Below are 26,970 nucleotides of genomic sequence, written 5' to 3' on the forward strand. Positions count from 1 at the left end.
GCCGCCTCTCTGAACTACGGTGCAATGCCAGCGAATTGTGCCCCACTGCGACAGTGCTCCGGATTGCGCACGATGTCAGAGCAGGTGATTAACGGTTCATGATGTTGACGCCACCAGTTCCCTGAGTGGCTGGTAGCTCACCCAGGCCGCCAGATCGGAGCCGAACCGCTCGCGCGTCAGGGCCGCGGCGCGGTGGTCGACGGGCACCGGCTTCCCGGCGGCCCGGGCGATCAGCTGCACCTGCGCGGCCCGCTCCGCCTCGATGAACCACCAGACGGCGGCGTCCACCGAATCCCCCACCGTCAGCAGCCCCCGGTTGCGCAGGATCAGCGCCTTGTACGGGCCCAGCGCGAGCGCGGTCCGCTCCGGCTCGTCGGCCCCGGAGTACTCGTCGAGCAGCGCGTGGTCCTCGTAGAAGGCGCAGGCCTCCTCGGTGATCGGGGCCAGCAGCTCGCCCAGCGCCGCGAGCGCCCGCCCGTACGGGCCCTGCGCGCGGACGACGGCGACCACCTCGGGCCGCCGACGGTGCACGGCCGCGTGCACGGCGAAGGCGAGCTGGTTGACCCGGCGCCCGCCCCGGACCACCCGGCCGTCCCCGTCGACCAGCAGCAGGTCGTCCGCGGTGAGCGCGCCGAAGGCCCGGCCGAAGGGGTTCACCCAGTAGCAGTCCTCGAACTCCGGGTCCCGTGCGGTGATCTGCCCGGCCACCCCGTCCTGGTGGCCGAGGCGCGCCAGCAGCCGCAGCGCCTCGGCGAGCCGTTCCTTGCGGTGGGCGCGCGCCGCCTCGACGGTGTCGTGCACGGGCGGCATCTCGAACCCCAGCCGCTCCACGGGCACGGGTACGGGCTGATCCGGCATGGGCGCTCCCTCGGACGGCTCGGTTCGCCGCGCAAGGTACCCGGGGCCCTGCCAACTGGCCAGAGAAACGGCGAAGCCGCCGCCCGCGGTGACGGGCGGCGGCTTCACGGCGATCCGGGTGGGACTACTCCCACTCGATGGTGCCCGGGGGCTTGCTCGTGCAGTCGAGGACGACCCGGTTCACGTTCGCCACCTCGTTGGTGATGCGGGTCGAGATCCGCGCGAGCACCTCGTACGGCATGCGCGTCCAGTCCGCGGTCATCGCGTCCTCGGAGGAGACGGGGCGCAGCACGATCGGGTGGCCGTAGGTGCGACCGTCGCCCTGGACGCCGACGCTGCGGACGTCCGCGAGCAGGACGACCGGGCACTGCCAGATCTCGCGGTCCAGGCCGGCCGCGGTGAGCTCGTGGCGGGCGATGGCATCGGCCTCGCGGAGCAGGTCCAGGCGCTCCTTGGTGACCTCGCCGACGATGCGGATACCGAGGCCGGGACCCGGGAAGGGCTGGCGCTGGACGATCTCGTCCGGCAGGCCGAGCTCCTGGCCGACCATCCGGACCTCGTCCTTGAACAGCTGGCGCAGCGGCTCGACGAGCTCGAACTCGATGTCGTCGGGGAGCCCGCCGACGTTGTGGTGGGACTTGATGTTGGCGGTGCCGGTGCCGCCGCCGGACTCGACGACGTCCGGGTACAGGGTGCCCTGCACCAGGAAGGCCACCGCCGGGCCGTCCTCCTGGAGGATCTCCAGCTGGGCCTGCTCGAAGACGCGGATGAACTCGCGGCCGATGATCTTGCGCTTGGTCTCCGGGTCGGAGACGCCGGCGAGCGCGGTCAGGAAGCGCTCCTGCGCGTCGACGACCTTCAGCTGCACGCCGGTCGCGGCGACGAAGTCCTTCTCGACCTGCTCGGTCTCGCCCTTGCGCATCAGACCGTGGTCGACGTAGACGCAGGTCAGCTGCGAGCCGATGGCCTTCTGCACGAGGGCCGCGGCGACGGCGGAGTCCACGCCGCCGGAGAGACCGCAGATGGCGCGCTTGTCGCCGACCTGCTCGCGGATGGCCGCGATCTGCTCCTCGACGATGTTGCCGGTGGTCCAGCTGGGGGCGAGGCCGGCGCCGCGGTAGAGGAAGTGCTCCAGGATCTGCTGGCCGTGCGTGGAGTGCATCACCTCGGGGTGGTACTGCACGCCGTACAGCTTCTTCTCGTCGTTCTCGAAGGCGGCGACCGGGACGACGTCGGTCGACGCGGTGACGGCGAAGCCCTCGGGGGCGGCGGAGCAGGCGTCGCCGTGGGACATCCACACCGACTGGTTCGCGGGGGTGCCCTCGAAGAGGGTGGAGCCGTTCTTGGAGACGGCCAGCGGGGTGCGGCCGTACTCGCGGGCGCCGGTGTTGTCGACCTGGCCACCGAGGGTGACGGCCATCAGCTGGAAGCCGTAGCACATGCCGAAGACGGGGACGCCGGCCTCGAAGAGGGCCCGGTCGATCCGCGGGGCGCCCTCCTCGTACACGGAGGACGGACCGCCGGAGAGGATGATCGCCTTGGGGTTCTTGGCCAGCATCTCGTCGACGGGCATCGAGCTCGGCACGATCTCGCTGTAGACCCGTGCCTCGCGGACGCGGCGGGCGATGAGCTGGGCGTACTGGGCGCCGAAGTCGACGACGAGAACCGTGTCCGGGGCGCTGTCGTGGGCGGCGGAGGGTGCTTCTGGCACGGGGCGGCCTTCCGGCGGAAGAGGTGGCTGTTTTGTCGATTCTAACGGGGGACGCCGGGCCCTCTTCGTCTCACCATCCGAATCCCGGCGCCTCCACTGCCCGACGTGCCCGGCTGATCACGCACTGTGCGTCCGCTCCGAAGGCGGCGGATTCACGGAGGGCCTGCCAGGCCCGGAGGTGGGTGGCGACGCTGTCGGTGTCGTCCAGCCAGAGTTCCGCGTGCCAGGTCTCCACGACCACCTGCCGGTCGTCGTAGATCCAGAATCCGAGTCCTGGCGGGATCTGCAGAGCCGCCCCGAGGGGGACGATCCCCAGTTCCACGGTGTCGAGGCCGATCACACCGTGCAGTCGGTCGAGCTGGGCGCTGAGTACCGAGGGCGAACAGATCCGAGCATGGAGAACCGCTTCCCACAACAGGATTCGGTAGCGCTTTCCGGAGTCGTACAGCCCCTCTTGCCGCTTCATCCGGGAACGCACGGCTTCTTCGATGTCTCTGGGCGTCTGATGCAGATCCGCGAAGCGGCTGAGGATCGCACGCGCATAGTCAGGCGTCTGAAGCACCCCGACGACCCAGGACGATTCCCACGCGCGGAGCACACGCGCGTCCGCCTGCGCCTGGTTGTGCACATCCTGTACAGGCCGAAGTCCCCCGGCCAGCTGGCGGCGCCACGAGCGGATCCTGGATTCCAGCCCGCGCAGCCGGGACAGCAGCTCCTCCGCTGCTTCCGGTTGCTCGACCCCCGCCGCCCACGCCCTCAGGTCGTCCGCCGTGGCTGTCTGCCGCCCCGTCTCCAGCTTGCTGACCTTCGACTGAGTCCAGCCAAGACGCGCCGCCAGCGCCGTACCAGTAAGCCGAATTCCGGGGCAGGCCTCACGCAGCTCCCGCAGCCTCACGCCGAGGGCCGCTCTCGCCTGCTGGTAGTCCGTACTCACCGGTTGCACACGCTCACTGCTGCTCGGCTGCCGCCAGTGCTGCGGCGAACGTCCCGCACGAGACGGCGTAGTGCCAGGCCGTGTCCCGCACCTGGGCGTAACGATTGACCTCGACAGGCTCGGTGACCAGCTCGACGTCGAGCAGATTGTCGCCCTCGTCGAAATTGAGCACAGCGACGAGCCGGGAATCGAAGATCCAGAAATCCTCGGTGGGCAACCGCAGCCGCTCGGCGTCCGCACGCCACAGATTGCGGATCTCCTCCCCGAGCGCGATGTTCTTCTCGGTGTGAGCCATGAGGTAGCGCTGCCCCGGAGTCGGGCGGCTGTCGACAACACGTACACGACCAACCGTGGCTCCGCCTGATGTCTTCTGCCGAATGGTCGTGCTCCACGCTGTTTCCATGTCCCATGACGGACTCTCGCCCCGCAGGAACTGGGCGTACGTGTCAGTGGCTTCGTCTGAGGCGTACCGGCAGCGCGTCTCCAGCCGCCACGCGGTGTGCTTGAAGTTCTCGAACAGCCTCCCGAAGGCAGCCAGGTCGATGATGCGGGGCACGCGGATGACCTCCTTGGGGCCGAAGTCGACAAGCAGTTCGCGCGGAACCACGATCGCCGTCTCACCTGGCGAGAGGTGACGCAGCTGGGCGACGTCATCGGGATCGGTGAGCGGCGGTCCGTGGACTACGACTTCTCCGCTGTCGAGATCTTCATGCACGGCGGGACAGCCACCTTCGCCGCTGCCTGTGCCGTTGAAGCGCAACCTGCGTGCCATTGCTCCTGCCCCTTCGTCGCGCCAGTTCCGCTTCAAAGGATGTCGGCTGCCACGCAGGAATGTCGATGCATGACCAACCACAGCAGAGGAATAATCGCGAATAGTCTCGCGTGGCCCCAACCGACGCTCTCTAGCGTGCCGTTCATGGCATCACTGACAACCATGAGCCCACCTGTGCATCTGTCACTTCCTTCGGAGGCTCCGAAACCGGCCGCAGGCTGCGACGTGTGCGCGGCACTGGCGAACCAGCGCTCGGAGGCCCACCGGCGGGGTGACCTCTCGGCTGTGTCGGACTGCAATGTGGAGATCGTCGCTCACCGTGGGCGCAGCCGATGCTGAGCCCACGAGCGGTCCTCCGGTACGTCGCACACACCATCCAGCACGCGCCGGAGGGCGGCGTCACCTACGAGGTCTTCTGCACGGCGTACCGATGCGGGGCCGAGTCCGGGCCACAGGACGAGCAAGGAGCAGCGCAGGACTGGGCACTGCGGCACACGGGGCGGACCGGCCACAACCTGTTCCGGCGCGTGTACACCGACCACGCGCGCGTCACACCAGCTGAATAAGGGACCGCCGGCCACTGCGTGCGATCGGTCACTCGTTCGTGTGGACCCCAAGGATTTCGGGGAGAACAGCGGGCTGCAACTCCAAAACTTGGCGTTATGGCGGCAGCGGGGGAAGTCGGAGAGGCCGGGTACGCCAGGTACAGCTACCGACTGCGCGTGTCGTCCACCGCGCAATTGGCTCTGCTGTCGGAGTGGGACCGCGGTCGCTGGGTGTGGAACCAGTGCGTGGCCGAATCTCGGGCTGCGCACACGGCCGGGGAGAAGTGCGGTTTCGTGCCCCTTGCCAAGATGCTGACCGGCTGGCGCAGCAAGCACGAGTGGCTGCGCCAGGGTGGCTGTATGCCCCAGCAGCAGACCATCCGGGACTTCACCAAGGCACACTCGAAGGCCTTGAAGGACGTCAAGACCGGTCTGCCGATGCGGCGGCGGGCGGGGATGCCCCAGTTCAAGAAGAAGGACCTGGCCAGCCTGACACTCAATTACACCCGGCGTGGTTTCCGACTGAAAGACGGCCGACTGCACCTGGGGGGCGGAATACGGCTGACCGTGGTGTGGTCACGCGACCTCCCTGCCGACCCGTCGAGCGTCCGCATCTACCAGGACAACCTCGGCCACTGGTACGCCTCCTTCGTTGTCCAGGCAGAAGGGCAGCCACTCCCTGAGACCGGCGGGGCGATCGGTATCGACTGGGGCGTGAAGGAGACAGCGACCACCACCAGCGACGCCCACGACCTCCGACATCCCGAGCATGGGAAGAAGACGGCTGGGAAGGTGGCCCGCTATCAGCGGATGATGGCCCGACGGAGGCCGAAGCCCGGACGGGCGGCCTCGAAGGGCTACCGCACGGCAAAGCGGCTGGCCGCGAAGGCGCACAAGAAGATCGCCCGGCAACGCCAGGACACCGCCCGCAAGTGGGCCAAGCGCGTCGTGACGGAGTTCGACCAGATCGCTGTGGAGGACTTCCGGCCGAGGTTCCTGGCGAAGTCGACCATGGCTCGCAAGGCGGCCGACGCGGCGATCTCCGCCACCAAGCATGAACTCATCAACATGGCGCGCAAGCACGCCCGGGACCTGCGGCTCGTGAACCCGGCGCACACCACCATGGACTGCGGACGGTGCGGAGCGAGAGCCAAGCACGCCCTGCCGCTGTCGGAACGTACCTACACCTGCACCGCGTGTGGAGCCGTCTCACCGAGGGACAAAAACTCCGCACGCGTGATGCTCGTCCGGGCTGGTCTCAACCCGGCTGGTGTCGATCGCGGAAGACCCGACGGACCGCCGGTCCGCCGGGCAGCGTGAGCCAGGAATCCCATTTCCCTTTTGGGGAGGGAGGATGTCAAAATCCGTCCCATGCGCAAGCAGCTGAGCTTCCTCTTTACCTATGGCACCGGTCGGTCCGGTCGCCATGGGTCCTCGTGATGCTCGCTTGAGCCACTGACTTCCCAGAGCGCCCCGGTCCGACAGGACCGGGGCGCTCTGCGTTTTCCGCTCCTGTCGGCAGACACCTTCAGGAGAGACCATGACCACGATCACCGCCACCCCCGAGCAGCTCATCGCCGACTCCCGTGCGCGCATCGACGCCCTCGACGACCGGATCATCGGGCTGATCCAGGAGCGGATGGCCGTCTCCACGGTCATCCAGGACGCCCGGATCACGTCCGGCGGGCGGCGGGTGCACCTGTCGCGCGAGATGGAGGTGCTCTCCCACTGGAGCGACGCCCTCGGCAAGCCCGGCACCGCACTCGCGATGACCCTGCTGGAGCTGTGCCGCGGCCGCGTGTGAGCCCCCGGGTGGCGGCTGTTCGTCACTCGTCCGGACCGTGACCGGCTCCGGGCCCCTTCGTTGGTGAGGATGTCCGCGTCAGCCAGCCGCGGAACCGCAACACCACGCGTGGCTCCGCCGGAGCGATGAGACGCACGCCCCGTGGAGCGTGCGTCGTGGGACCTCGCTCCTTCGCGTGACCGGACGGCAGGGGACAGCAGCCCGGTCACCCCGCATAAGGACGGCCGGCCCCGGGGACGCCCCGGGCCGGCCGTTCTGCGCTGTCGCGCCGTTACGCGTGCCCGCCCGCCTTGCGGCGGAACGCCAGGAACAGCCCGCCGCCCGCGGCCACGAGCACCGCGCCTCCGAGCGCGATCGCCGCGGCGGAGCTGCCGGTGGAGGCGAGGCCGCCGTTCGCCGTGGTGCCGGTACCCGTACCGGTACCGGTGGCCGAGGCGCTCGCCGTCGCGGTCGCGGTGGCCGTCGCGGAGGCGGTCGGGGTCGGGCTGACCGAGGTGGTCGGCGTCGGGGCCGGACCGCCGTCCTTCGCATTGATCACGAAGGCCGCCTTGTTGTTGGCCGGGGTCGGGTCCCAGCGGTGGCCCGTGGTGCCCTCGGGCGTCCACTGGCCGACCGTGACGGAGCCCTTGGCGTCGGCCACGACCGTCTCGATCTTCAGCTCGAACGGGTAGGAGAACGTCGCGGCCTCCCCCACCACGTGACCCGTGGAGCAGAAGTAGCGCGGCGCACCCAGAGCCTGCTCGCGGTGGCTGCCGTCCGCGTTGACGCCCGTGCAGCCGGCCGGGACCCGGGTGGCCCTCGCGCCCGCCGGGATCACGATGTCCGTCCGGGCGACGTCCTCACCGGAGCGCAGGTACGCGACCCACGCGGGGCCGTTGTTGCGGAAGCCGAAGTCCGCGCGGACCGTCTCGCCGGCCTTGCCCTTGAGGGACGCCCCCGTGGCCACCAGGTCGGCGGTGTTGCGCGTCGCGAAGTCGAATTCCTGGATGTTGTCCCAGGGGTCGAGGTCGCCGGTCTGCTGCGCGGACCGCGCCGAGGCCTTGCCGGCCTGCTTCGCCGCGGCCAGCTTCTTGCCGCCCGCGGGCGTGCGGTGCTTGCCCGACTTCGGCTGGTCGCCGGCGGCGTACACCGCGTAGGTCAGCCCGTCGATGAAGGCGTGCGGGGCGGCCTTGAGGGTCAGCGCGCCGTCGACGCCGTAGACCGCGCCCGGCTCGTACTCGCCCTCCAGCAGGCACTGCACCGTGCTCCAGCCCGTGTTCCACGGCTGGCCGGCGGCGCTGTCCTCGGAGTACGAGCAGTTGTCGTACTGCTCGACCAGGCCGATGCCGTGCGTGGTGCGCACTTCGAGCACGACGCCGTTGACCGGGTCGGTGCCCTCGTTGGCGAAGATGATCGGCAGGTTCTGCTTGTCGCCCGGCTTCAGCTCCGCCTTCAGATCGGCGCGGTCCAGCACCAGGTCGGGGCCGCCGACGCGGACCTTGGTGGTGGCGGCCTTGAAGGTGGCGCCCTCCGCCCGGCCGGTCAGGGTCAGGTCCGCGGTCCGGCCGACCTTGCTGTCCTTGGCCGCGCTGAGGTCCAGGTCCACGACGGTGGTCTCGCCGGTCCACAGGGCCCAGCGCTTGCAGGTCACGGTCGCTTCCGCGAGCGTGCAGTTCGCGCCCTGCTGCTCCTTGGCGAGCGTCACGTCGGCGATGCCCTTGAGCGGGGCGAGGTCGATCGTGAAGGTGCTCTGGCGGTCGAACGTCTTGGTGGTGTCGTTGACGATCCGGAACGCCACCGAGGTCTTCTGCGGCTCACCGCTCTGCCCGGGGTGCGGGCGCAGACCGATCCCGGCCGGTCCGGCCAGGGTGAAGACGGGGTCCGCGGCGTGTGCGGGAGTGGTGGCCAGGCCCAGGGCCACCAGGCCACCGGCAGCCAGCAAAGAGATGCGCTTTCTCATGCAGCCGTTGACTGTCGAACATCAATCCCAGTTGCACACTTCACCGTGTGATCGACACCACAGACCACCCCGCGGGATTCCGGTACAACCATCAAGGCTGAACATCTGTCACGTATGTACCGCGGTGGGTACCGCGCTCGGAGGGGGAGCGCGGTACCCACCGCTGTCACACAACTGATTCCGGATCGCTCAGGATCGGCGCGGCGGAATCTCCGGGACCGCGAGGAACGGCAGCCGCAGCGCGCCGAAGGCCTCCTTGGGGACCGCCGGACGGACCGGTTCCACCGCGTCCAGGCGCACGTACGCCGCCCCCTGCTCGGGCCGCGGGTCGCGCTCGCCCTTGTTCGGCCAGTACGACATCGCCCGTTCCGCCTGCGCCGTGATCGTCAGCGACGGGTTCACCCCGAGGTTCGCGGACACGGCCGAACCGTCCACCACCGAAATGCCCGGGTGCCCGTAGAGCCGGTGGTAGGGGTCCACCACGCCCTCCTCGGGCGAGGCGCCGATCGGGCAGCCGCCCAGGAAGTGTGCGGTCAGCGGGGTCCCCATCAGCTCGCCGATGTTGCTGCCCGGGAAGCCGTTGATCTCCTCGGCCAGCAGGGTCGCGGCCTGCGTGGCCTCCGCGATCTGGACCGGATTCGGGGCGCCGTGCCCCTGGCGGGCGGTGAGCAGGCCCTTCCCGATCCCCCCGGGCTTGCGGTACGTGGTCAGCGAGTTGTCCAGCGACTGCATCACCAGGCCGATGATGGTCCGCTCCGACCAGCGCCGGTTGGACAGCGACCGCGCCAGCTGCAGCGGGTGCCGCACGGTCCGGCCAAGCCAGGCACGGACCCGGTGTTTGCTGTGGGGGACCTGGAGGACGGTCATGAACCCCATGGCGTTCGAGCCCCGGCCGTACCGCACGGGCTCGATGTGGGTGTCGGCGTTGGGATGCACCGAGGAGGTGATCGCCACGCCCCGGGTGAAATCGGCGCGCTGCTCCTTGCCCGGGCCCGCGCCGGGGCCCGCGCCGGGGCCCGCGCCGTGGCGCTTGCGGTAGCGGCGGTCGTCGGTCTGCGCGCCGACCAGCCCTTCGGAGTTGGTCCGGGTCAGCTCCCCGAGCCGCTGCGAGAGGCGCGGCAGTTCGCCGCGGTCCTTCATCGTGTGCAGCAGGGTCTGCGTGCCGTAGGTACCGGCCGCGACGACGACGTAACGGGCGCGTAGGACCTTGGCGCGGCCCCGGCGGCGGCCGTCGGTGGGGACGGTGCGGACGCGGTAGCCGCCCTCGGGGTGGTCGGAGAGCGCGGTGACGGTGGTCATCGGGTGGATGACGGCGCCGGCGCGCTCGGCGAGGTGCAGGTAGTTCTCGTTCAGGGTGTTCTTCGCGCCGTGCCGGCAGCCCGTCATGCACTCGCCGCATTCGGTGCAGGCCCTGCGGGCGGGACCGGCGCCGCCGAAGTACGGGTCGGGGACCTCCTCGCCGGGCCGCACCTTCGGCTGACCGGCGGCGTCGTCGCCGTCCCCGAAGAAGACGCCGACCGGGGCCATGTGGAAGGAGTCCGCGACGCCCATCTTCTCGGCGGCCGCCTTCAGGTGGACGTCGGAGGGGGTCATGGTCGGGTTGAGGCGCACCCCGAGCATCCGCTTGGCCTGCTCGTAGTAGGGGGCCAGCTCGCTCCGCCAGTCGGTGATGGACGCCCACTGCCGGTCCTCGAAGAAGGCGGTGGGCGGCACGTAGAGGGTATTGGCGTAGTTGAGCGAGCCGCCGCCCACACCGGCGCCCGCGAGCACCATCACGTTGCCGAGCAGGTGGATCCGCTGGATCCCGTACAGCCCGAGGGCCGGGGCCCACAGGTAGTTGCGCAGGTCCCAGCTGTTCTTCGGCAGGCTCTCGCGGGTGAAACGGCGGCCGGCCTCCAGGACGCCGACGCGGTAGCCCTTCTCGGTCAGTCGCAGCGCCGAGACGGACCCGCCGAAGCCCGATCCGATGACGATGACGTCGTAGTCGTACGACTCAGACACGGTGCTGCCCCTTAACGGAATCGGAGGATCAACGGAGTCGCAGGGCCTTCATGACCTGGAGGCTGCGGGTCATGAACGCCGCGTACTTCTCGTCGTCCATGCCCAGCGAGGGCGCCATCGGGAGCAGTCGCTGGTGGGCGACGGTCTGGGCCTCGGTGTACTTGAGGATGCCCTCGGAGCCGTGGCGGCGGCCGAGGCCGGAGTCCTTCATGCCGCCCATGGGCGCCTGGGCGCTGCCGTAGGCGGGGGCGTAGCCCTCGTTGATGTTGACGGTGCCGGTGCGCAGGCGGGCGGCGACGGCGTGACCGCGGCGGGAGTCCTTGGTCCAGACGCTGGAGTTCAGGCCGTAGGCGGTGGCGTTGGCCTCGTCGATCGCCCGGGCCTCGTCGGTGAAGCGGTAGATCGAGACGACCGGGCCGAAGGTCTCCTCGCCGCACACCGCCATGGGCGCCTCGACGCCGTCGAGGATGGTGGGCTCGTAGAAGAGCGGTCCGATGTCGGGGCGGGCCGTGCCGCCGGCCACGAGGGTGGCGCCCTTGGCCACGGCTTCGTCCACGTGCCGCTGCACGGTCTCCAGCTGGCGCGTCCCCACCAACGAGCCCATGTCCGCCCCGTACGCGAGGGAGGCGCCGAGCCGCATGGCCTTCGTACGGGCGGCGAACCGCTCGACGAAGGCGTCGGCGATCGAGGCGTGGACGTAGAGCCGCTCGATGGAGATGCACAGCTGTCCGGCGGAGGAGAAGCAGGCGCGGACGGCGCCCGCGGCGGCCTTCTCTATGTCGGCGTCGTGCAGCACGAGCATGGCGTTCTTGCCGCCGAGTTCGAGGGAGACCCCGACGAGGCGGTCGGCCGCGCCCCGGGCGACCTCTCGGCCGGTCCGGGTGGAGCCGGTGAAGGAGACGTAGTCCGCGTGCCGGACCACCTCGGGGCCGACGACGGGACCCTCGCCGAGGACGATCTGGAAGACCTCGGCGGGCAGGCCGGCCTCGATCAGCAGGTCGCGGGCCCACAGGGCGGTCAGGGCGGTCTCGGTGTCGGGCTTCATGACGAGCGCGTTGCCGGAGACGAAGGCGGGCAGGGCGTCGCCGACCGACAGTTCGAGGGGGTAGTTCCAGGGGGCGATCTGGCCGACGACCCCGCGCGGCTGGCGCAGCTCGGTGACCTTGGTGAGGGTGGGCATGGCGCCGGTGTGGCCCTTGGGGCGCAGGTACCCGGGGGCCTTGCGGCCGTAGTGGCGGGCCGAGACGGCGACCGCCTGGACCTCCTCGTGGGCGTGCAGGCGGGCCTTGCCGGTCTCCAGCTGGATCAGGTCGAGGACCTCGGCCTGCCGGGCGAGGACCAGGTCGTGGAAGCGCAGCAGGACCGCGGCCCGCTTGCGTACGGGGACCGCCGCCCAGGCGGGCTGGGCGGCGCGGGCCCGCTCGAAGGCCTCGGCCACGTCCTCGGGGGTGGCCTCGGGCAGCTCCGCCAGCCGGTCCCCGGTGAAGGGGGTGTGGTTGGCGGTGCGACCGGATCCGATCACTCCGCGGGTCAGCCGGGCGACCAGGTCGGGGGTCACCACATCGGCGGCGGTGCGGGCACCGGCCGGCGCCGGGGCGACCGGGTTGGTGGGCTGCGGTGCGGTCCGGAGGGGGGCGGCGGGGGCCTGCGAGTCCGTCATGCCGGTGAGCGTATTGCGCCGGACAGCCTTTGGGTACCCGCCGGTAACCGGATTTTGCCATTTCCGCCAGTGATCGCTGGCAGGATGACGGGATCGGGGCCGATCAGGGCTTCCCGGCGGGCGGCTCCCAGCCGCTGAGCACGATGTCGAACTGCTGGCGGGTCTTGTCCCAATCGGCGACCGGGCTCGACATGTAGATCGCGTACTCCGTCTCGTCCGGGGCGACGTACATCTGCTCCCTGGCCCTGCGCGGACCGGGGTGGTTCTGCTTCTCCGTCCAGCTGAAGTCCCAGAGCGCGGCCCGGGTGCTGCCCTGGAAGGTGTTCTGGTTCAGCTGGTGCTTCTTGTAGTCCGTCCGCTTCGCCACTTGCTGCTCCAGGTCCAGCAGGTGCGCATACGGGTCCTTGTAGTCGGGGCTGGGATCGGCGGCGATCCGGATGAAGTGCTTCCCGTCGTCCGGGGTGTAGTCGATCTGGTCGCCGTTCGCCTGGCGCTTCCAGCCCTCCGGGACGAACAGCGTGAAGCCTGCGATGGGGTCGGTGACCCTGTTGTAGCCGGCCGGCGGGGTCGCCGCCTGCGGCTTCCCGTCGTCGCCCGACTGTCCGCCGGTCGAGCTGACGACCTTGTCCGGATCGCCCTCCTTGCCCTGGTCCCCGGTGTACTTGAGCACCCCGAACACCCCGCCCCCGCCGAGCAGCGCCGCCACCAGGGCCACGACCACCGCGCGCCCGCCCCAGCCCCGGGCCGGGTCGGCCGGGGAAGCCGCCGTCGCCACCGTCGCCGTGGGCGGACGGGTGGGGGGCTCCGGCAGTGCGGTCGTCTGCCCGACCTCGCCCTGCGGCGCCGGCTGCGGGGCCGGCTCCTGGGCCGGGGCGAGCTCCTGCGAAGTCAGCGCGCGCGTGGGTACGTACGCCTGCGCCGCCTTCGACTCCCGGCCCTCCATCGCCTCCAGCAGCATCCGCTCGGCCTCCGCCGCCGAGGGGCGCTCCTTCGGGTCCTTGCGCAGCAGGGCCGTGATGACCGGCCCGAGCGCCCCGGCCTGGCGCAGCGCCGGCGGCTCGTCGTTGACCACGGCCTGCAGGCTGGAGATGGGCGACGTACGGCGGAACGGCGAACGGGCCTCGACCGCCGTGTAGAGGGTGGCGCCCAGCGACCACAGGTCCGAGGAGGGGTCGGGGGACCCGCCGGTGACGCGCTCCGGTGCCAGGTAGTCGATGGAGCCGACGATCTCACCCGTCCGCGTGATGGACGAGTCGCCCTCGATCGCGGCGATGCCGAAGTCCGTGAGCAGCACCCGGCCGTCCTTGGCGAGCAGCACGTTGCCCGGCTTCACGTCCCGGTGCAGTACGCCGACCGCGTGTGCGGCGCGCAGCGCGCCCAGCACGTGCAGCCCGATCCGGGCCGCCTCGCGCGGCTCGATCCGTCCCGCCGCCTTGGCCGCCTCCGCCAGGGAGGGGCCGTCGATGTACTCCATGACGATCCACGGCCGGTCGTCGTGCTCCAGCACGTCGTGGACGGTGACGACCGCCGGGTGCTGGATCCGGGCCGCGGCCCGGGCCTCCTTCTGGGTCCGGGCGTGCATGACGTCCCGGTCGGCCTGGGCGACGTACAGACCCGCCGTCAGTTCCTTGACGGCGACGGTCCTGTGGAGCAGCTCGTCATGCGCACGCCACACCTTGCCCATGCCGCCCCGGCCGATCGGCTCGACGAGCCGGTACCGGCCCGCCAGCACGTCGCCCCCACCTGTCTGCTGTTCCACGAAATCCCGCCGCTCTCTGCACTTCAGGCCAGATTACGGAGCCCGGAGGGGCTGCCGGAACCGCCCGGGCGCCGAAAGACGGCACTGTGACGCAATCGCCGTACTGATCAGTCGTCAGTATTCGTTCAACCGCCCGCCTTGTAACTCGCCGTGGCCTTTTCGAAGACCTCGGTGACCTTGGACTGCTCGTCCTCCGGACCGGTGACCAGAACGACGTGGTAGCTCCCGCCCAGTGCGACCACGAAGTTGCGTGCGAACACGTTGCGACCGGTCCCGTCGATCCATGTGTACCGGCCCGTGGCGCGCAGTTGCTGGCCCACCTTCGTGGTCTTCACGTCCCCGACGGTGGACCAGGTGGACGTCCGGTACGGGGTCAGCTCCGGCTCCTTGTCCTTCTGGTACGCCGCCGGGTCCGGATTGCCCTGGACCTTGTCACGGCCGGGGACGACCGTCAGCACGAACTGACCGTCGGTGTACCGGACCTGACCGGACTCATTGATTCCGCGACGCTCCCAGCCCTCGGGCACGGCGATCTCGAAGTGCTCCGGATCCTGCTGGGTGGTGTAACCGGCCGGAGCCGGGGCCGGGGCGGCCGGTGATTCGGCGGGCCCGGTCGTCTGCGGCGCGGGCTTGGACTCGGGCGTGCCGGAAGGCACCTGGGAGGGGCTCGGCTTGGCCGGAGCCTGGCCGGTGCTGCCCTGGGCGTCGCCCGCGGCCTCCGGATCCGCGGCCCGCGGCATGAACAGCAGCGCGTACGCCACCCCGCCGGCGAGCAGGACCAGGATCCCGACGAGCAGGGTCCGGCCGAGAGCGCGCGGTTTGCGGGGGGCGGAGGGGTTCCGGTGCCGCCCGTGGACCTCGCCGCGGCGGCGTACGACGGGCAGCCGCGCAGGATCCGGCTCCGGCATCGGGAGCATCCCGAATCCGGCGTCCGGCTCGGGCGCCGACCTTACGAGCGAGCGCAGCCAGCCGCGCAGCTCCTCGAAGTCGGGCCGCTCCGTGGGGTCCTGGCGCAGCAGCGACTCGACGATCGGGCGCAGCGCCCCGCACTCCTCCGCGAAGGCCGGCGGCTCCGCGCAGACCATCTCGACCAGCTCGGCGGCGCTGTCCTCCGGGTACGGGGCGTGCCCCTGCACCGCGCGGTAGAGCAGCGCGCCGAGCGCCCACAGGTCTGTGGCGGGCCCGACGGGCGCCGCGAGCTGCCAGTGCCCGTGCACGGGACCGGCCTGCTCGGGGGCCCACCGCTCGGTGACCGCCCCGACGACGGCCATCCGGGTCTGCCGCGCGCGCTCGGCGTCCAGGCCGGTGCGCGGCCCGGACCGGCCGCTCGACTGCGGCTGGTCCGACGCGGGCGGGGCCGGGGCCTCGGCCTGCCGGTAGCCCTGGGGCAGGGCGAGTCGGGCGGGCAGGGCGGGGCGTTCGGGCTGGGGTTCGGGCGCCGGCTCGGGCCGGAGTTCCGGTACTTGTTCCGGTACTTGTTCCGGTACTTGTTCCGGTTCCGGTTCCGGTAAGGGCTCCGGTTCCGGTTCCGGGGCTGCTGCGGGGAGTTCCGCCCGGCGGGGGGTGGCGCCGTGCCAGGGGGCGGCGGCACCGGTCTGCGGACCGCCGTAGGGGTACGAGTACCCGTGCGGGAGGGTCGACCCTTCGGGCCGACGCTCCGGCGATGGCGAACCGCCCTCGATCTCGGCCCCGGCCCTGCGCTCCTCGACGACCCGGGCGGCTGCGGCCCGCGCCCCGGCCCGGTAGGCGGCGATGGCCCCGGCCCGTGCTGCGGCCTGGAGGTCGGGGCGCTCCTGCGGCCGGCCGGGGGTGATGTGGTCGTTGTACCGCGGCCCGGTGTCGTACCCGGGGGCCACCAGCGGCGCGTAGGCGGCGGGCGGCTCCGTACGGAGCTCCACCGGGCCGGCTGCGGGAGCCGGGTCCGGGATCACGACCGGAGCGGAAACAGGCACCCGCCCCGGCCCCGACGCCGGTGCCGGTGCCGGTGCCGGTGCCGGTGCCGGGAGCGGAAGCGAACCGGTGGCGGGACCGGGAAGCGGGACCGGAAGCGGAACGGGAACCGGGGCGGTACCCCACCCCGTCGCGCCGCCGGTGTCCTCGGCGCTCGGGACGGGGTCGTACCCGCACAGGGCCTCCTCCGCCGCGCCGGCCGCCAGGCCGGTCAGCACGACCCGCCCGTCCTCGCACACCAACACCGTCCGGACGGTGATGTTCCGGTGCGTCCAGCCGTGCGCGTGCAGCACCCGCAGCGCGGTGAGCACGTCCGAGGCCACCTCGGCCGCGCGGTAGGGACTCAGCGGTTCATCGGCTATGAGCGCGGCCAGCGGCCTGGCCGGGACCAGTTCGCTCACTATCCACAGCGACTCGCCCTCGGCGAACACGTCGAAGACCTGGTCCAGCCGGGGATGGTCCGGGATCGAAGCCGCCGCCTGCGCCGCCTCGATGGCGCGGCGGACGGCCGGCAGATCGGCGGGCGACCGGCGCGCGGCCGGCACGGCGCGGTGCCCGTCCAGCAGCTCCGCGTCCACGACCTCCGGCAACGGCACCTGCCGTACCAGGACTTCCTGCCCGCTGCGCGTGTCAAAGGCGCGCGTCTCGATCAGTTCGTACTCGTCGGACGGCGGCAGGGGCAGGCGGTAGCGGCCGGCCAGGATCCGGCCCGCGTACTCCTCCACATCGCCTCCCCCGAGTGCGGCGGGTCCCCATGGCCCCTCCGACACGATACGTCGCCGGGGCCGCCCGCGTCCCGAGGTCAGCCGAGCGGCTGGAAGGTCTCGAAGGCGACGTTGCGCAACTGGGTGCACTCGGCGCCGTCCCACTGGTCGGCGGCGCAGCTGATCATGATGGCGTAGCCGTGCGTCGCGTCCAGCTTGAAGCCGCGGTTGAGCACGCGGACCTTGATTCCCTTCTGCTCCCGCTCGAACTCCCAGTCCGCGACGGTCGGGTAGCCCCGGTAGTCCACCGCGTCGATGCGGATCTGCCGGTAGCTCGTGCTGCTGCCCGCAACCGCCGGGGCGGCCTTGGCCCAGGCGAGGCGCGCGTCGTTGCCCGGCTTGTCGGTGTAGTCGACCTGGATCCGCGGGAATCCGCCGTCACGGCTGTATATGCCGCCGGAGTTCTCACCCGCGGTGCCCGTCTGCTTGAAGCCCTCGGGCATCGCCATCGAGAAGTGGAACCCGAAGTCCTGCACCTGGACGAACCCCGCCGGGAGCGCGCCGCCCGCGCCGCCGCCGGACGTGGCGCCCTGCCCCTGGTTCGCGGCCGGGGACTGCTGCCCGCCGGTACCGGCACCGGTGCCCGCCCCCGCGCTGCCATTGGCGTTGCCGCCCGGGTCACCGGTGTTCCCCGAGGGCTTCGGGGAGGTGTCCCCGGTCCCGCCGCCGCTCGGGTCCTTCGGTGCCGAGGCCGCCGGGGTGGGCTTGCCACCGCCCTTGCTCTCGTCCTTGGTGTCCTTGTCGTCGCCGCTGAAGGCGTAGGCGATGAGCGAGCCGACGACGGCCAGCACCACGACCACGGCCGCCGCCGCGAGCACGATGGTGCGGCGCTGCATGACGTCCGTGAGCGGAGCCTTGACGGGGGACGGCTTGGACTTCGGCGGCTCCGCGGCGGAAACGGCCGTGGTGGCGGCCGCGGTCGTCGCCGCCTTGCGGGCCGCCTTCAGCGCGGCGCGGGCGCGCTCGCGCTGCTCGCGGTCGCGGCGCTCGCGTTCCTTCTTCGCCGCCTTCTCGGCTGCCTTCTCGGCCTTCTCGGCGGCCGACTTCTCCGCGGCCTCCTTGGCGTCCGCGAGCGAAATCTGCCGGGTCTCCTCGGCCGCCGCGGCGACTACGGGAGCGGGCTCGGGCTCGGGCGCCGCGAGGACGGCGCCCAGCATCGCCCGGGCTCGGGTGTCGTCGAGCCGGTGCGCCGGGTCCTTGGCGAGCAGGCCGTAGATGACCTCGGCCAGCGGACCCGCGTTCTTCGGCGGATCCACCGGCTCGGTCATCACGGCGGTGAGGGTGGCGAGCGCGGACCCCTTGTCGTACGGGGGCACTCCCTCGACGGAGGCGTACAGCAGCCCGCCGAGGGACCACATGTCGGCGGGCGGGCCGGGCTTGTGGCCGCGGGCGCGCTCGGGGGAGATGTACGACGGGGCGCCGACGAGCATGCCGGTGGAGGTGACGGAGGGGTCGCCCTCGACCTGCGCGATGCCGAAGTCGGTGAGGACGACCCGGCCGTTGCCGGCGATGAGCACATTGGACGGCTTCACGTCACGGTGCAGGATGCCCTGGCCGTGCGCGGCGCGCAGCACGTCGAGCACCGCGAGGCCGACCTCGGCGGCGCGGTGCGGCGTGAGCGGGCCGTTCTCGCGTATGAACTCGGCGAGCGAGAGGCCCTCGATGAGCTCCATGACGATCCACGGCCGGGCGTCCTCGTCCACGACGTCGTAGACGGTGACGGCGCCGCCGCTGCGGATCCGGGCAATGGCCTTGGCCTCGCGGAGGGTACGGGTGATGAGGCGTCGCTTCTCGTCCTCGTCGACCCCGCTGCTGAAGCGGAGTTCCTTGACGGCGACGGTCCGGCCCAGGGTCTCGTCCTGGGCCCGCCAGACGGTACCCATCCCGCCCTTGCCGAGCACGCTGCCGAGCCGGTACCGCCCGGCCAGCAACCGCCCCTTGTCCTGCCCGTCCCCGGCGGCCTTCGCGGCCGCGGCCTTGACGGCGGCGGCCATGGCATCCGCCTTCTCGACGACGGGATTCCCCCCGCCCTTGGGCTTCACGGCCGGCTTGGCATCGGCGGTCTCCGCCACCGGCGCCGCGGCCGCCTTGCCCAACCCGGGCTTCGCAGCCACCGGCCCGTCGCCGGCGGGCTCCGCCGCAGGCGCCTCAGCAGCGGCAGGCGACCCCGCGGCCTTGCTCAGCCCGGGCTTCGCCTCGGACGCAGCATCAGCCACCGGCTCGGCATCCGCCGGCTCCGCCGCAGGCGCATCGGAAGCCGCGGCGTCAGCCGCACGCTCCTCACTGCGCGGCTTCGCCGCAGGCGACCCGGGCTTCGCAGCCGCGGCCGCAGGCGCAGCGTCAGCCGGCTCGGCAGCCGCGGGCTGCGCCACAGGCGATCCGGCAGCCGAAGCCGCGGCGCCAGCCCCAGACTTCTCACTGCTGGGCTTCGCCGCAGGCGACCCGGCAGGCGACTCGGTGTGCTCCGGCTTCGACATGCGTCCCCTCTGCGATCGTGCCGCTGCTCCGCCTGCCCCAGCGGCTGAGCGACCCGGCGGCCGGGGCCCGCGATAACCCGCCCCGGCAGAACCCTCATTGTTCCTCACTCCGCAACGGACGGGCGCCCCGGGTCTGCGGTTCCCCCCTCCGCATCCCGGAGTTACAACGGAACGATGTCGGGCGCCCCCAGCCGCGCCGCGTCCGCCGTCTGATCGTCCGGCTGGCGCTGCGATTCCCGTTCCGCCTGGACCCGCTTCTCGTAGTGCTCCACTTCCTTCTCGATCTGCTGCTTGTCCCACCCCAGGACCGGCGCCATCAACTCCGCGCATTCCCGCGCCGACAGCGTCCCCCGGTCGAAGGTCTCGATCGAGATCCGCGTCCGCCGCGTCAGTACGTCGTCCAGGTGCCGCGCCCCCTCGTGCGAGGCGGCGTACACGATTTCCGCCCGGAGGTAGTCGTCCGCTCCGGACAGCGGCTCGCGCAGCCCCGGGTCTGCGGCCATCAGGTCCAGCAGTTCCTCCGTCAGGGACCCGAAGCGGTTCAACAGGTGTTCCACCCGCACCACATGAAGGCCCGTCCGGGCCGCGATCCGGGCCCGGCCGTTCCACAGCGCCTGGTATCCCTCCGCCCCCACCAGCGGGACGTCCTCCGTCACGCAGTCCGCCACCCGCTGGTCCAGCCCGTGCACGGCCTCGTCCACCGCGTCCTTCGCCATGACCCGGTACGTCGTGTACTTGCCCCCGGCAACCACCACCAGCCCCGGCACCGGGTGCGCCACCGTGTGCTCGCGCGACAGCTTGCTCGTGGCGTCCGACTCCCCGGCCAGCAGCGGCCGCAGGCCCGCGTACACGCCCTGGACGTCGTCGCGCGTGAGCGGCACCGCCAGCACCGAGTTGACGTGCTCCAGGAGGTAGTCGATGTCCGCGCTCGACGCCGCCGGGTGCGCCTTGTCCAGGTCCCAGTCGGTGTCCGTGGTCCCCACGATCCAGTGCCGGCCCCACGGGATGACGAACAGCACCGACTTCTCGGTGCGCAGGATCAGCCCGGTGCTCGAATGGATCCGGTCCTTCGGTACGACCAGATGGATGCCCTTCGAGGCCCGTACGTGGAACTGGCCGCGCTCCCCGATCAGCGCCTGGGTGTCATCCGTCCACACCCCCGTCGCGTTCACGACCTGCTTCGCCCGGATCTCGTATTCCCCGGTCGCCCCCCGCCCCCCTTCCACATCACGCACCCGCGCGCCGACCACCCGCTCGCCCTCGCGCAGAAAGCCGACGACCCTCGCCCGATTGGCGCAGTGCGCCCCGTACGCCGCAGCCGTCCGCACCAGCGTCGTGACGTACCGGGCATCGTCCATCTGGGCGTCGTAGTACTGCAGGGCGCCCACCAACGCGTCCTTGCGCAGCGCCGGCGCCACCCGCAGGGCGCGCGCCCGCGACAGGTGCCGGTGCACGGGCAGGCCGCGCCCGTGTCCGCTGGAGACCGACATCGCGTCGTACAGCGCGACGCCCGAGCCGGCGTACAGCCGCTCCCAGCCCTTGTGCTGAAGCGGGTACAGGAAGGGCACCGGCTTCACCAGGTGCGGGGCGAGGCGCTCCAGCAGCAGGCCGCGCTCCTTCAGGGCCTCACGTACGAGGGCGAAGTCGAGCATCTCCAGGTACCGCAGGCCTCCGTGGATCAGCTTGCTGGAGCGGCTGGAGGTGCCCGAGGCCCAGTCCCGGGCCTCCACCAGGCCGGTCGACAGGCCGCGGGTCACGGCGTCCAGCGCGGTGCCGGCGCCCACCACCCCCGCGCCCACCACCAGCACGTCCAGTTCCCGCTCGGCCATCCGGCTGAGAGCCTCGGCCCGCTGTGTCGGCCCCAGTGTCGCTGTCCTCACGGCTGCCTCCCGTTGGTGCGGATGAGATCCCGCTCACATGCCCCCGTTCCTTGATTCTGACCGCCCGCACCCACATCAGCCACCGCCTGTGGACAACACAACGGTGGCGTTCGCCCCGGAATGCGACATATCTGTCATATATACGCCTAGTCTGACATTGCGCCAGCTTCCCCTGTGCCCCCGGAGGACTTGCGCCGCAGCCCCCTCATGTCAGGGAAGGGACGGCACCCCCATGCCCGCAGATCTCGCCGTCATCGGACTCGGCCATCTCGGCCTCCCACTCGCCCAGGCGGCCGTCGCCGCCGGAATCGAGACGGTCGGCTACGACAGCGGTCCGGTCACGGACTCCACCCTCACCGCCGCCGAGATCCGCCGCATGTCGGCGGCCGGCTTCCGGGTCACCACCAACCCCGCCGAGCTCGGCCGGGTCCGCACGGCCGTCATCTGCGCCCCCACCCAGCTCGGCGCCGACCGCGCACTGGACCTCTCCGCCGTCGGCGAGGCCGGCCGCGCGCTCGCCGCCCGGCTGCGCCCCCACACCACCGTGATCCTCGAATCCGCCGCCCACCCGGGCGTCACCGAGGACTACCTCCGCCCCATCCTCGAAACCGGATCCGGACTGCGGGCCGGCCGGGACTTCCACCTGGCCTACTCCCCCAGCCGCCACGACCCGGGCAACCGCACGCACGGCATCTCCAACACCCCCAAGGTGATCGGCGGCCTCACCCCCGCCTGCACGGAGTCCGCGCACGCCTTCTACGCACGCCTCACCGAGAAGGTGGTCCGCGCCCGCGGCCTGCGCGAGGCCGAGACCGTGCAGCTGCTCGAAACGAACTACCGCCACGTCAACATCGCCCTCATGAACGAGATGGCCGTGCTCTGCCACGACCTCGGCGTCGATCTGTGGGACGTCATCCGCTGCGCCGAGACCAAGCCCTACGGATTCCAGGCCTTCCGTCCCGGCCCCGGGGTCGGCGGCCACGGCGTCCCCCTCGACCCGAACTACCTCCCCCACACCACGCGCACCCCCGGCCACCCCCTGCGCATGGTCGGGCTGGCGCAGGAGATCAACAACCGGATGCCGCAGTACGTCATCCAGCGCTCGGCCACCCTGCTGAACGAGCACGGCAAATCCGCCCGCGGGGCCCGCGTCCTGCTCCTCGGCGTCACCTACAAGCCCGACCTCGCCGACCAGGAGGGCTCTCCGGCCCGCGAGATCGCCAGCCGCCTCCTCGACCTGGGCGCGCTGATCAGCTACCACGACCCGTACATCACGGGGTGGCGGGTCAGGGACCAGCCGGTCCCCCGTGCCGAGTCGTTGTACGAGGCCGCCGCCAACGCGGACCTGACCATCCTGCTCCAGCACCACCGCACCTACGACCTGCAAGGACTCGCCGTGAAGGCCCAGCTGCTCCTGGACACCCGCGGCGCCAGCCCGGTGGGCGCGGCCCACCGGCTCTGAGCACATACGTCCCCGTGGACAGTTGTGCGCGCACATCCCCGGGGGGATTTTCCATGAGCCAGAACTTCACGCCGCCCGCGCCCGACTCCTTCACGGCGGCCCCGGCCCCGGCCCCGGCCCGCACCGGCAACATCGGCCTGGCGGCCGCCGGGGCCCTCGTCACGGCTCTGGCCGCGGGTGCCGCCTACGGCGGCATCATGAGTGCGATCGAGTTCCAGATCGGCTACCTGGCGGCGGGTGTGGGGATCCTCGTCGCCCTGGTCGCCACGCGCCTCGGCGGCCGCAACCCGATCCTCCCGGTCCTGAGCGCCGTACTGACGCTCGTCGGCGTGTACGTCGGCTACGTCCTGGACATCGCGATCGCCATCTCCAAGGATTGGCCGGTCTCGGTGCCCGAGCTCCTCACCAGCGAGCTCGCCCTGACCCACCAGACCTACCTGGACAACTTCCAGCCGATCTCGGTCCTGTTCTTCGCGATCGGCGCGTACGCCGCTTTCCAGACGGCCCGCAAGGGCTCCGCCTGAGCCGGCCCGCCCCGGACGTCGAAGGGCCCGGCACCCCCGTTCGGGGTGCCGGGCCCTTCGTGCGTACGAGCCGGACCGTGGGAACGATCAGCGGCTGTGCTGCGAGTCCGCGATCGTGACCTCGACCCGCTGGAACTCCTTGAGCTCGCTGTAGCCGGTGGTGGCCATCGAGCGGCGCAGCGCGCCGAAGATGTTCATCGAGCCGTCCGGGGTGTGCGAGGGACCGGTGAGGATCTCCTCGGTGGTGCCCACGGTGCCCAGGTCGACCTTCTTGCCGCGCGGCACGTCCTCGTGGACGGCCTCCATGCCCCAGTGGTTGCCCTTGCCGGGCGCGTCGGTGGCACGGGCCAGCGGGGAGCCCATCATCACGGCGTCCGCGCCGCAGGCGACGGCCTTCGGGATGTCGCCCGACCAGCCCACGCCGCCGTCGGCGATGACGTGCACGTAGCGGCCGCCGGACTCGTCCATGTAGTCGCGGCGGGCCGCGGCCACATCGGCGACGGCGGTCGCCATCGGGACCTGGATGCCGAGCACGTTGCGCGTGGTGTGCGCGGCGCCGCCGCCGAAGCCGACGAGGACACCGGCCGCGCCGGTGCGCATCAGGTGCAGGGCCGCCGTGTAGGTGGCGCAGCCGCCGACGATGACGGGGACGTCGAGCTCGTAGATGAACTGCTTGAGGTTCAGCGGCTCGGCGGCGCCCGACACGTGCTCGGCCGACACGGTGGTACCGCGGATCACGAAGATGTCCACGCCCGCCTCGACGACGGCCTTGGAGAACTCGGCGGTGCGCTGCGGGGAGAGCGCGGCGGCGGTCACGACGCCCGAGTCGCGCACCTCCTTGATCCGCTGACGGATCAGGTCCGCCTGGATCGGCGCGGAGTAGATCTCCTGGAGACGGCGGGTCGCGGACTCCTCGTCCAGCTCCGTGATCTCGTCGAGCAGCGGCTGCGGGTCCTCGTACCGGGTCCACAGGCCTTCGAGGTTCAGCACGCCGAGGCCGCCGAGCTCGCCGATGCGGATCGCGGTCTGCGGGGAGACGACCGAGTCCATGGGAGCGGCCAGGAAGGGGAGCTCGAAGCGGTACGCGTCGATCTGCCAGGCGATCGAGACCTCCTTCGGATCCCGGGTACGCCGGCTCGGGACGATGGCGATGTCGTCGAACGCGTACGCCCTGCGGCCGCGCTTGCCGCGCCCGATCTCGATCTCAGTCACGTGTGGTGGCCTTTCCTCTGGGTCTGCCCGTCCAGTATCCCCGAACGCCGGAGAGCCGCGTTCCCATGACCGCTGTACGGACGCCGGAACCCGGGGCCCCGACTGCGTTCGGGGCGCGGGAGTCCGGGGGCGGGGCCCCCGGCAACCGCGAAAGGGGCGGGCCCGGTCGTCCCGGCCCCGCCCCTTGTCAGCGCTCGCTCGCGCCCGCTCAGCCCTTGCGGGAGTAGTTCGGCGCTTCGACCGTCATCTGGATGTCGTGCGGGTGGCTCTCCTTGAGGCCCGCCGAGGTGATCCGGACGAACCGGCCGCGGTCCTGCAGCTCGGGGACCGTGCGGCCGCCGACGTAGAACATCGACTGGCGCAGGCCGCCGACGAGCTGGTGCACGACCGCGGAGAGCGGGCCGCGGTACGGGACCTGGCCCTCGATGCCCTCGGGGATGAGCTTGTCGTCGCCGCCCACGCCCTCCTGGAAGTAGCGGTCCTTGGAGAAGGAGCGCTGGTCGCCGCGGGACTGCATCGCGCCGAGCGAACCCATGCCGCGGTAGGACTTGAACTGCTTGCCGTTGATGAAGAGCAGCTCGCCCGGGGACTCCTCGCAGCCCGCGAGCAGCGAGCCGAGCATCACCGTGTCGGCGCCCGCGACCAGGGCCTTCGCGATGTCGCCGGAGTACTGGAGGCCGCCGTCGCCGATGACCGGGACGCCGGCCGCCTTGGCGGCGAGCGCGGCCTCGTAGATCGCGGTGACCTGCGGGACGCCGATGCCGGCGACGACGCGGGTGGTGCAGATGGAGCCGGGGCCGACGCCGACCTTGATGCCGTCGCAGCCGGCGTCGATGAGCGCCTGGGCGCCGTCGCGCGTCGCGACGTTGCCGCCGATGACGTCGACGGTCGAGTTCGACTTGATCTTGGCGACCATGTCGCCGACCAGGCGGGAGTGGCCGTGGGCGGTGTCGACGACGATGAAGTCGGCGCCCGCCTCGATCAGGGCCTGGGCACGCTCGTACGCGTCACCGGCGACGCCGACCGCGGCACCGACGAGGAGGCGGCCGCCCTTGTCCTTGGCGGCGTTCGGGTACTTCTCCGCCTTGACGAAGTCCTTGACCGTGATGAGGCCCTTGAGGATGCCCGCGTCGTCGACCAGCGGAAGCTTCTCGATCTTGTGGCGGCGCAGCAGCTCCATGGCGTCCACGCCGGAGATGCCGACCTTGCCGGTGACCAGCGGCATCGGGGTCATGACCTCGCGCACCTGGCGGCTGCGGTCCGACTCGAAGGCCATGTCGCGGTTGGTGACGATGCCCAGCAGCTTGCCGGCGGCGTCGGTGACCGGGACGCCGGAGATGCGGAACTTCGCGCACAGCTGGTCGGCCTCGCCCAGCGTCGCGTCCGGGTGCACCGTGATCGGGTCGGTGACCATGCCGGACTCGGAGCGCTTGACCAGGTCGACCTGGTTGGCCTGGTCGGCGATCGACAGGTTGCGGTGCAGCACGCCGACGCCGCCCTGGCGGGCCATGGCGATGGCCATGCGGGCCTCGGTGACCTTGTCCATGGCGGCGGACAGCAGCGGAACGTTCACTCGGACGTTCCGCGAGATGAGGGAAGAGGTGTCGATCGCATCAGGCGACATGTCCGACGCGCCCGGCAGCAGCAGCACGTCGTCGTAGGTCAGTCCGAGCGTGGCGAATTTGTCGGGCACTCCGTCGGCGGTCATGACACCTTCCCAAATGGTCTTGCTCAGCGCGGATGTCCATGCTAACGGGATCCCGACGCGTCTCATTCCACGACCAAGGTCAAGCAGAAGTTTCGTCGTTTCCTACGACCGGCACCCGAGGACGGGAGCCCGCGCGCAGGGCCCCGGCCGGGACCCCACGCAGACCGCACGGGCCGCCGGGCCCGCACGGCCGCCCTACTGCTCGGCGAGCGCCCGCAGCCGGCTGAGCGCCCGGTGCTGGGCCACGCGCACGGCCCCGGGGGACATTCCGAGCATCTGCCCGGTCTCCTCCGCGGTCAGCCCGACGGCGACCCGCAGCACGAGGAGCTCGCGCTGGTTCTCCGGAAGGTTGGCCAGCAGCTTCTTGGCCCAGGCGGCGTCGCTGCTGAGCAGCGCACGCTCCTCCGGGCCCAGCGAGTCGTCGGGCCGTTCCGGCATCTCGTCGGAGGGCACGGCGGTGCTGCCCGGGTGCCGCATGGCGGCCCGCTGCAGGTCGGCGACCTTGTGCGCGGCGATCGCGAAGACGAAGGCCTCGAAGGGCCGCCCGGTGTCCCGGTAGCGCGGCAGTGCCATCAGGACGGCGACGCAGACCTCCTGCGCCAGGTCCTCCACGAAGTGACGAGCGTCACCGGGCAACCGCGAGAGCCGGGTGCGGCAGTAGCGGATCGCGAGGGGGTGCACGAAGGCGAGCAGGTCGTGCGTGGCCTGCTCGTCGCCTTCCACCGCCCGGCGTACGAGCGCGCTGACACCCCCGGCACTGCCGCCTTTGGCGGCGCCGGTCGGGCCTGTGGCCGCGGGTGACCCCAGGGCCTCGTCGTCGCGCATCAATCCATGGTGCCTTGGCGCCGGAGCATCCGCGGCACCGTGGCCCTTGTTGTGCATCGAAGCGTTATGAGCAGGCGCGCCCGAACCCATCGTCTGCGCCCTCCCCTCCCGCTCGGCCGAATAGTCCCCGAGAGACTCCACACCCTCAAGGATGCGGCATCGCGCACGAAGCGAGACGTCCCCCG

Annotated in this window: 19 protein-coding genes; 5 read left to right on the forward strand and 14 right to left on the reverse strand. The window is 71.5% G+C overall.

The genetic code is table 11. The features are described 5' to 3' along the window. Positions 1 to 96: 96 nt before the first annotated feature. From IE257_RS19960 to IE257_RS19975, 4 genes are all read right to left on the reverse strand, one after another. Positions 97 to 858: a class II aldolase/adducin family protein gene (locus IE257_RS19960; protein WP_189970522.1), complete on the reverse strand. Its 762-nt coding sequence runs from the start codon at positions 856 to 858 to the stop codon at positions 97 to 99. A 124-nt stretch (positions 859 to 982) separates the two neighbouring features. Then, complete coding sequence (gene guaA, locus IE257_RS19965) at positions 983 to 2,569, reverse strand: glutamine-hydrolyzing GMP synthase (RefSeq protein ID WP_189970524.1); 1,587 nt, start codon at positions 2,567 to 2,569, stop codon at positions 983 to 985. A gap of 70 nt (positions 2,570 to 2,639) precedes the next feature. Next, positions 2,640 to 3,503 carry a helix-turn-helix domain-containing protein gene (locus tag IE257_RS19970; protein ID WP_189970526.1) on the reverse strand — a complete coding sequence of 288 codons (864 nt, stop codon included), beginning with the start codon at positions 3,501 to 3,503 and terminating at the stop codon, positions 2,640 to 2,642. A gap of 13 nt (positions 3,504 to 3,516) precedes the next feature. Next, a complete protein-coding gene (locus IE257_RS19975) occupies positions 3,517 to 4,275 on the reverse strand; it encodes a DUF6879 family protein (protein ID WP_189970528.1) in 759 nt (252 codons plus the stop codon). 332 nt (positions 4,276 to 4,607) lie between these two features. On the opposite strand from IE257_RS19975, the gene IE257_RS39620 reads away from it, so the two are divergent. From IE257_RS39620 to IE257_RS19985, 3 genes are all read left to right on the forward strand, one after another. After that, on the forward strand, positions 4,608 to 4,841 hold the full coding sequence (locus IE257_RS39620) for a DUF7848 domain-containing protein (RefSeq protein ID WP_397733098.1): 234 nt from the start codon (positions 4,608 to 4,610) through the stop codon (positions 4,839 to 4,841). Positions 4,842 to 4,937: 96 nt separating this feature from the next. Continuing rightward, positions 4,938 to 6,140, forward strand: a complete 1,203-nt coding sequence (locus IE257_RS19980; RefSeq protein WP_189970530.1) for an RNA-guided endonuclease InsQ/TnpB family protein — start codon at positions 4,938 to 4,940, stop codon at positions 6,138 to 6,140. Positions 6,141 to 6,360: 220 nt separating this feature from the next. Further along, positions 6,361 to 6,624, forward strand: coding sequence for a chorismate mutase (locus IE257_RS19985; RefSeq protein ID WP_189970532.1), 264 nt, complete (start codon positions 6,361 to 6,363; stop codon positions 6,622 to 6,624). Positions 6,625 to 6,895: 271 nt separating this feature from the next. On the opposite strand, the gene IE257_RS19990 is transcribed toward IE257_RS19985, so the two are convergent. From IE257_RS19990 to IE257_RS20020, 7 genes are all read right to left on the reverse strand, one after another. Continuing rightward, the gene (locus IE257_RS19990) at positions 6,896 to 8,563 is read right to left on the reverse strand and encodes an LPXTG cell wall anchor domain-containing protein (protein ID WP_189970534.1); all 1,668 of its coding nucleotides are present in this window, start codon (positions 8,561 to 8,563) and stop codon (positions 6,896 to 6,898) included. Between the two features lie 189 nt (positions 8,564 to 8,752). Further along, positions 8,753 to 10,564, reverse strand: coding sequence for a GMC oxidoreductase (locus IE257_RS19995; protein WP_189970536.1), 1,812 nt, complete (start codon positions 10,562 to 10,564; stop codon positions 8,753 to 8,755). 28 nt (positions 10,565 to 10,592) lie between these two features. Next, the gene (locus IE257_RS20000) at positions 10,593 to 12,224 is read right to left on the reverse strand and encodes a succinic semialdehyde dehydrogenase (protein ID WP_189970538.1); all 1,632 of its coding nucleotides are present in this window, start codon (positions 12,222 to 12,224) and stop codon (positions 10,593 to 10,595) included. A 103-nt stretch (positions 12,225 to 12,327) separates the two neighbouring features. Then, on the reverse strand, positions 12,328 to 13,983 hold the full coding sequence (locus tag IE257_RS20005) for a serine/threonine-protein kinase (protein WP_189970541.1): 1,656 nt from the start codon (positions 13,981 to 13,983) through the stop codon (positions 12,328 to 12,330). Between the two features lie 125 nt (positions 13,984 to 14,108). Beyond that, a complete protein-coding gene (locus IE257_RS20010; protein WP_189970543.1) occupies positions 14,109 to 16,658 on the reverse strand; it encodes a serine/threonine kinase C-terminal domain-containing protein in 2,550 nt (849 codons plus the stop codon). Positions 16,659 to 16,735: 77 nt separating this feature from the next. Further along, positions 16,736 to 19,174: a serine/threonine-protein kinase gene (locus IE257_RS20015; RefSeq protein ID WP_189970545.1), complete on the reverse strand. Its 2,439-nt coding sequence runs from the start codon at positions 19,172 to 19,174 to the stop codon at positions 16,736 to 16,738. Positions 19,175 to 19,335: 161 nt separating this feature from the next. Beyond that, complete coding sequence (locus IE257_RS20020; protein WP_189970547.1) at positions 19,336 to 21,054, reverse strand: glycerol-3-phosphate dehydrogenase/oxidase; 1,719 nt, start codon at positions 21,052 to 21,054, stop codon at positions 19,336 to 19,338. Positions 21,055 to 21,286: 232 nt separating this feature from the next. Between IE257_RS20020 and IE257_RS20025 the strand changes: the two genes are divergently transcribed. Then, positions 21,287 to 22,516: a nucleotide sugar dehydrogenase gene (locus IE257_RS20025; protein ID WP_189970549.1), complete on the forward strand. Its 1,230-nt coding sequence runs from the start codon at positions 21,287 to 21,289 to the stop codon at positions 22,514 to 22,516. A 53-nt stretch (positions 22,517 to 22,569) separates the two neighbouring features. Then, a complete protein-coding gene (locus IE257_RS20030) occupies positions 22,570 to 23,040 on the forward strand; it encodes a hypothetical protein (protein WP_189970551.1) in 471 nt (156 codons plus the stop codon). Between the two features lie 87 nt (positions 23,041 to 23,127). Here IE257_RS20030 and IE257_RS20035 read toward each other — a convergent pair whose 3' ends face one another. The 3 genes from IE257_RS20035 to IE257_RS20045 form a co-directional block, all read right to left on the reverse strand. Continuing rightward, positions 23,128 to 24,252 carry a GuaB3 family IMP dehydrogenase-related protein gene (locus IE257_RS20035; RefSeq protein ID WP_189970553.1) on the reverse strand — a complete coding sequence of 375 codons (1,125 nt, stop codon included), beginning with the start codon at positions 24,250 to 24,252 and terminating at the stop codon, positions 23,128 to 23,130. A gap of 208 nt (positions 24,253 to 24,460) precedes the next feature. Beyond that, entirely contained in the window at positions 24,461 to 25,960 is a 1,500-nt protein-coding gene (guaB, locus tag IE257_RS20040; RefSeq protein WP_189970555.1) for an IMP dehydrogenase, read from the reverse strand. A gap of 195 nt (positions 25,961 to 26,155) precedes the next feature. After that, positions 26,156 to 26,785, reverse strand: coding sequence for a sigma-70 family RNA polymerase sigma factor (locus tag IE257_RS20045; protein WP_030389108.1), 630 nt, complete (start codon positions 26,783 to 26,785; stop codon positions 26,156 to 26,158). Positions 26,786 to 26,970: the final 185 nt, after the last annotated feature.

The sequence above is a fragment of the Streptomyces avidinii genome, from assembly GCF_014650695.1.
GTDB classification, from domain to species: domain Bacteria; phylum Actinomycetota; class Actinomycetes; order Streptomycetales; family Streptomycetaceae; genus Streptomyces; species Streptomyces avidinii.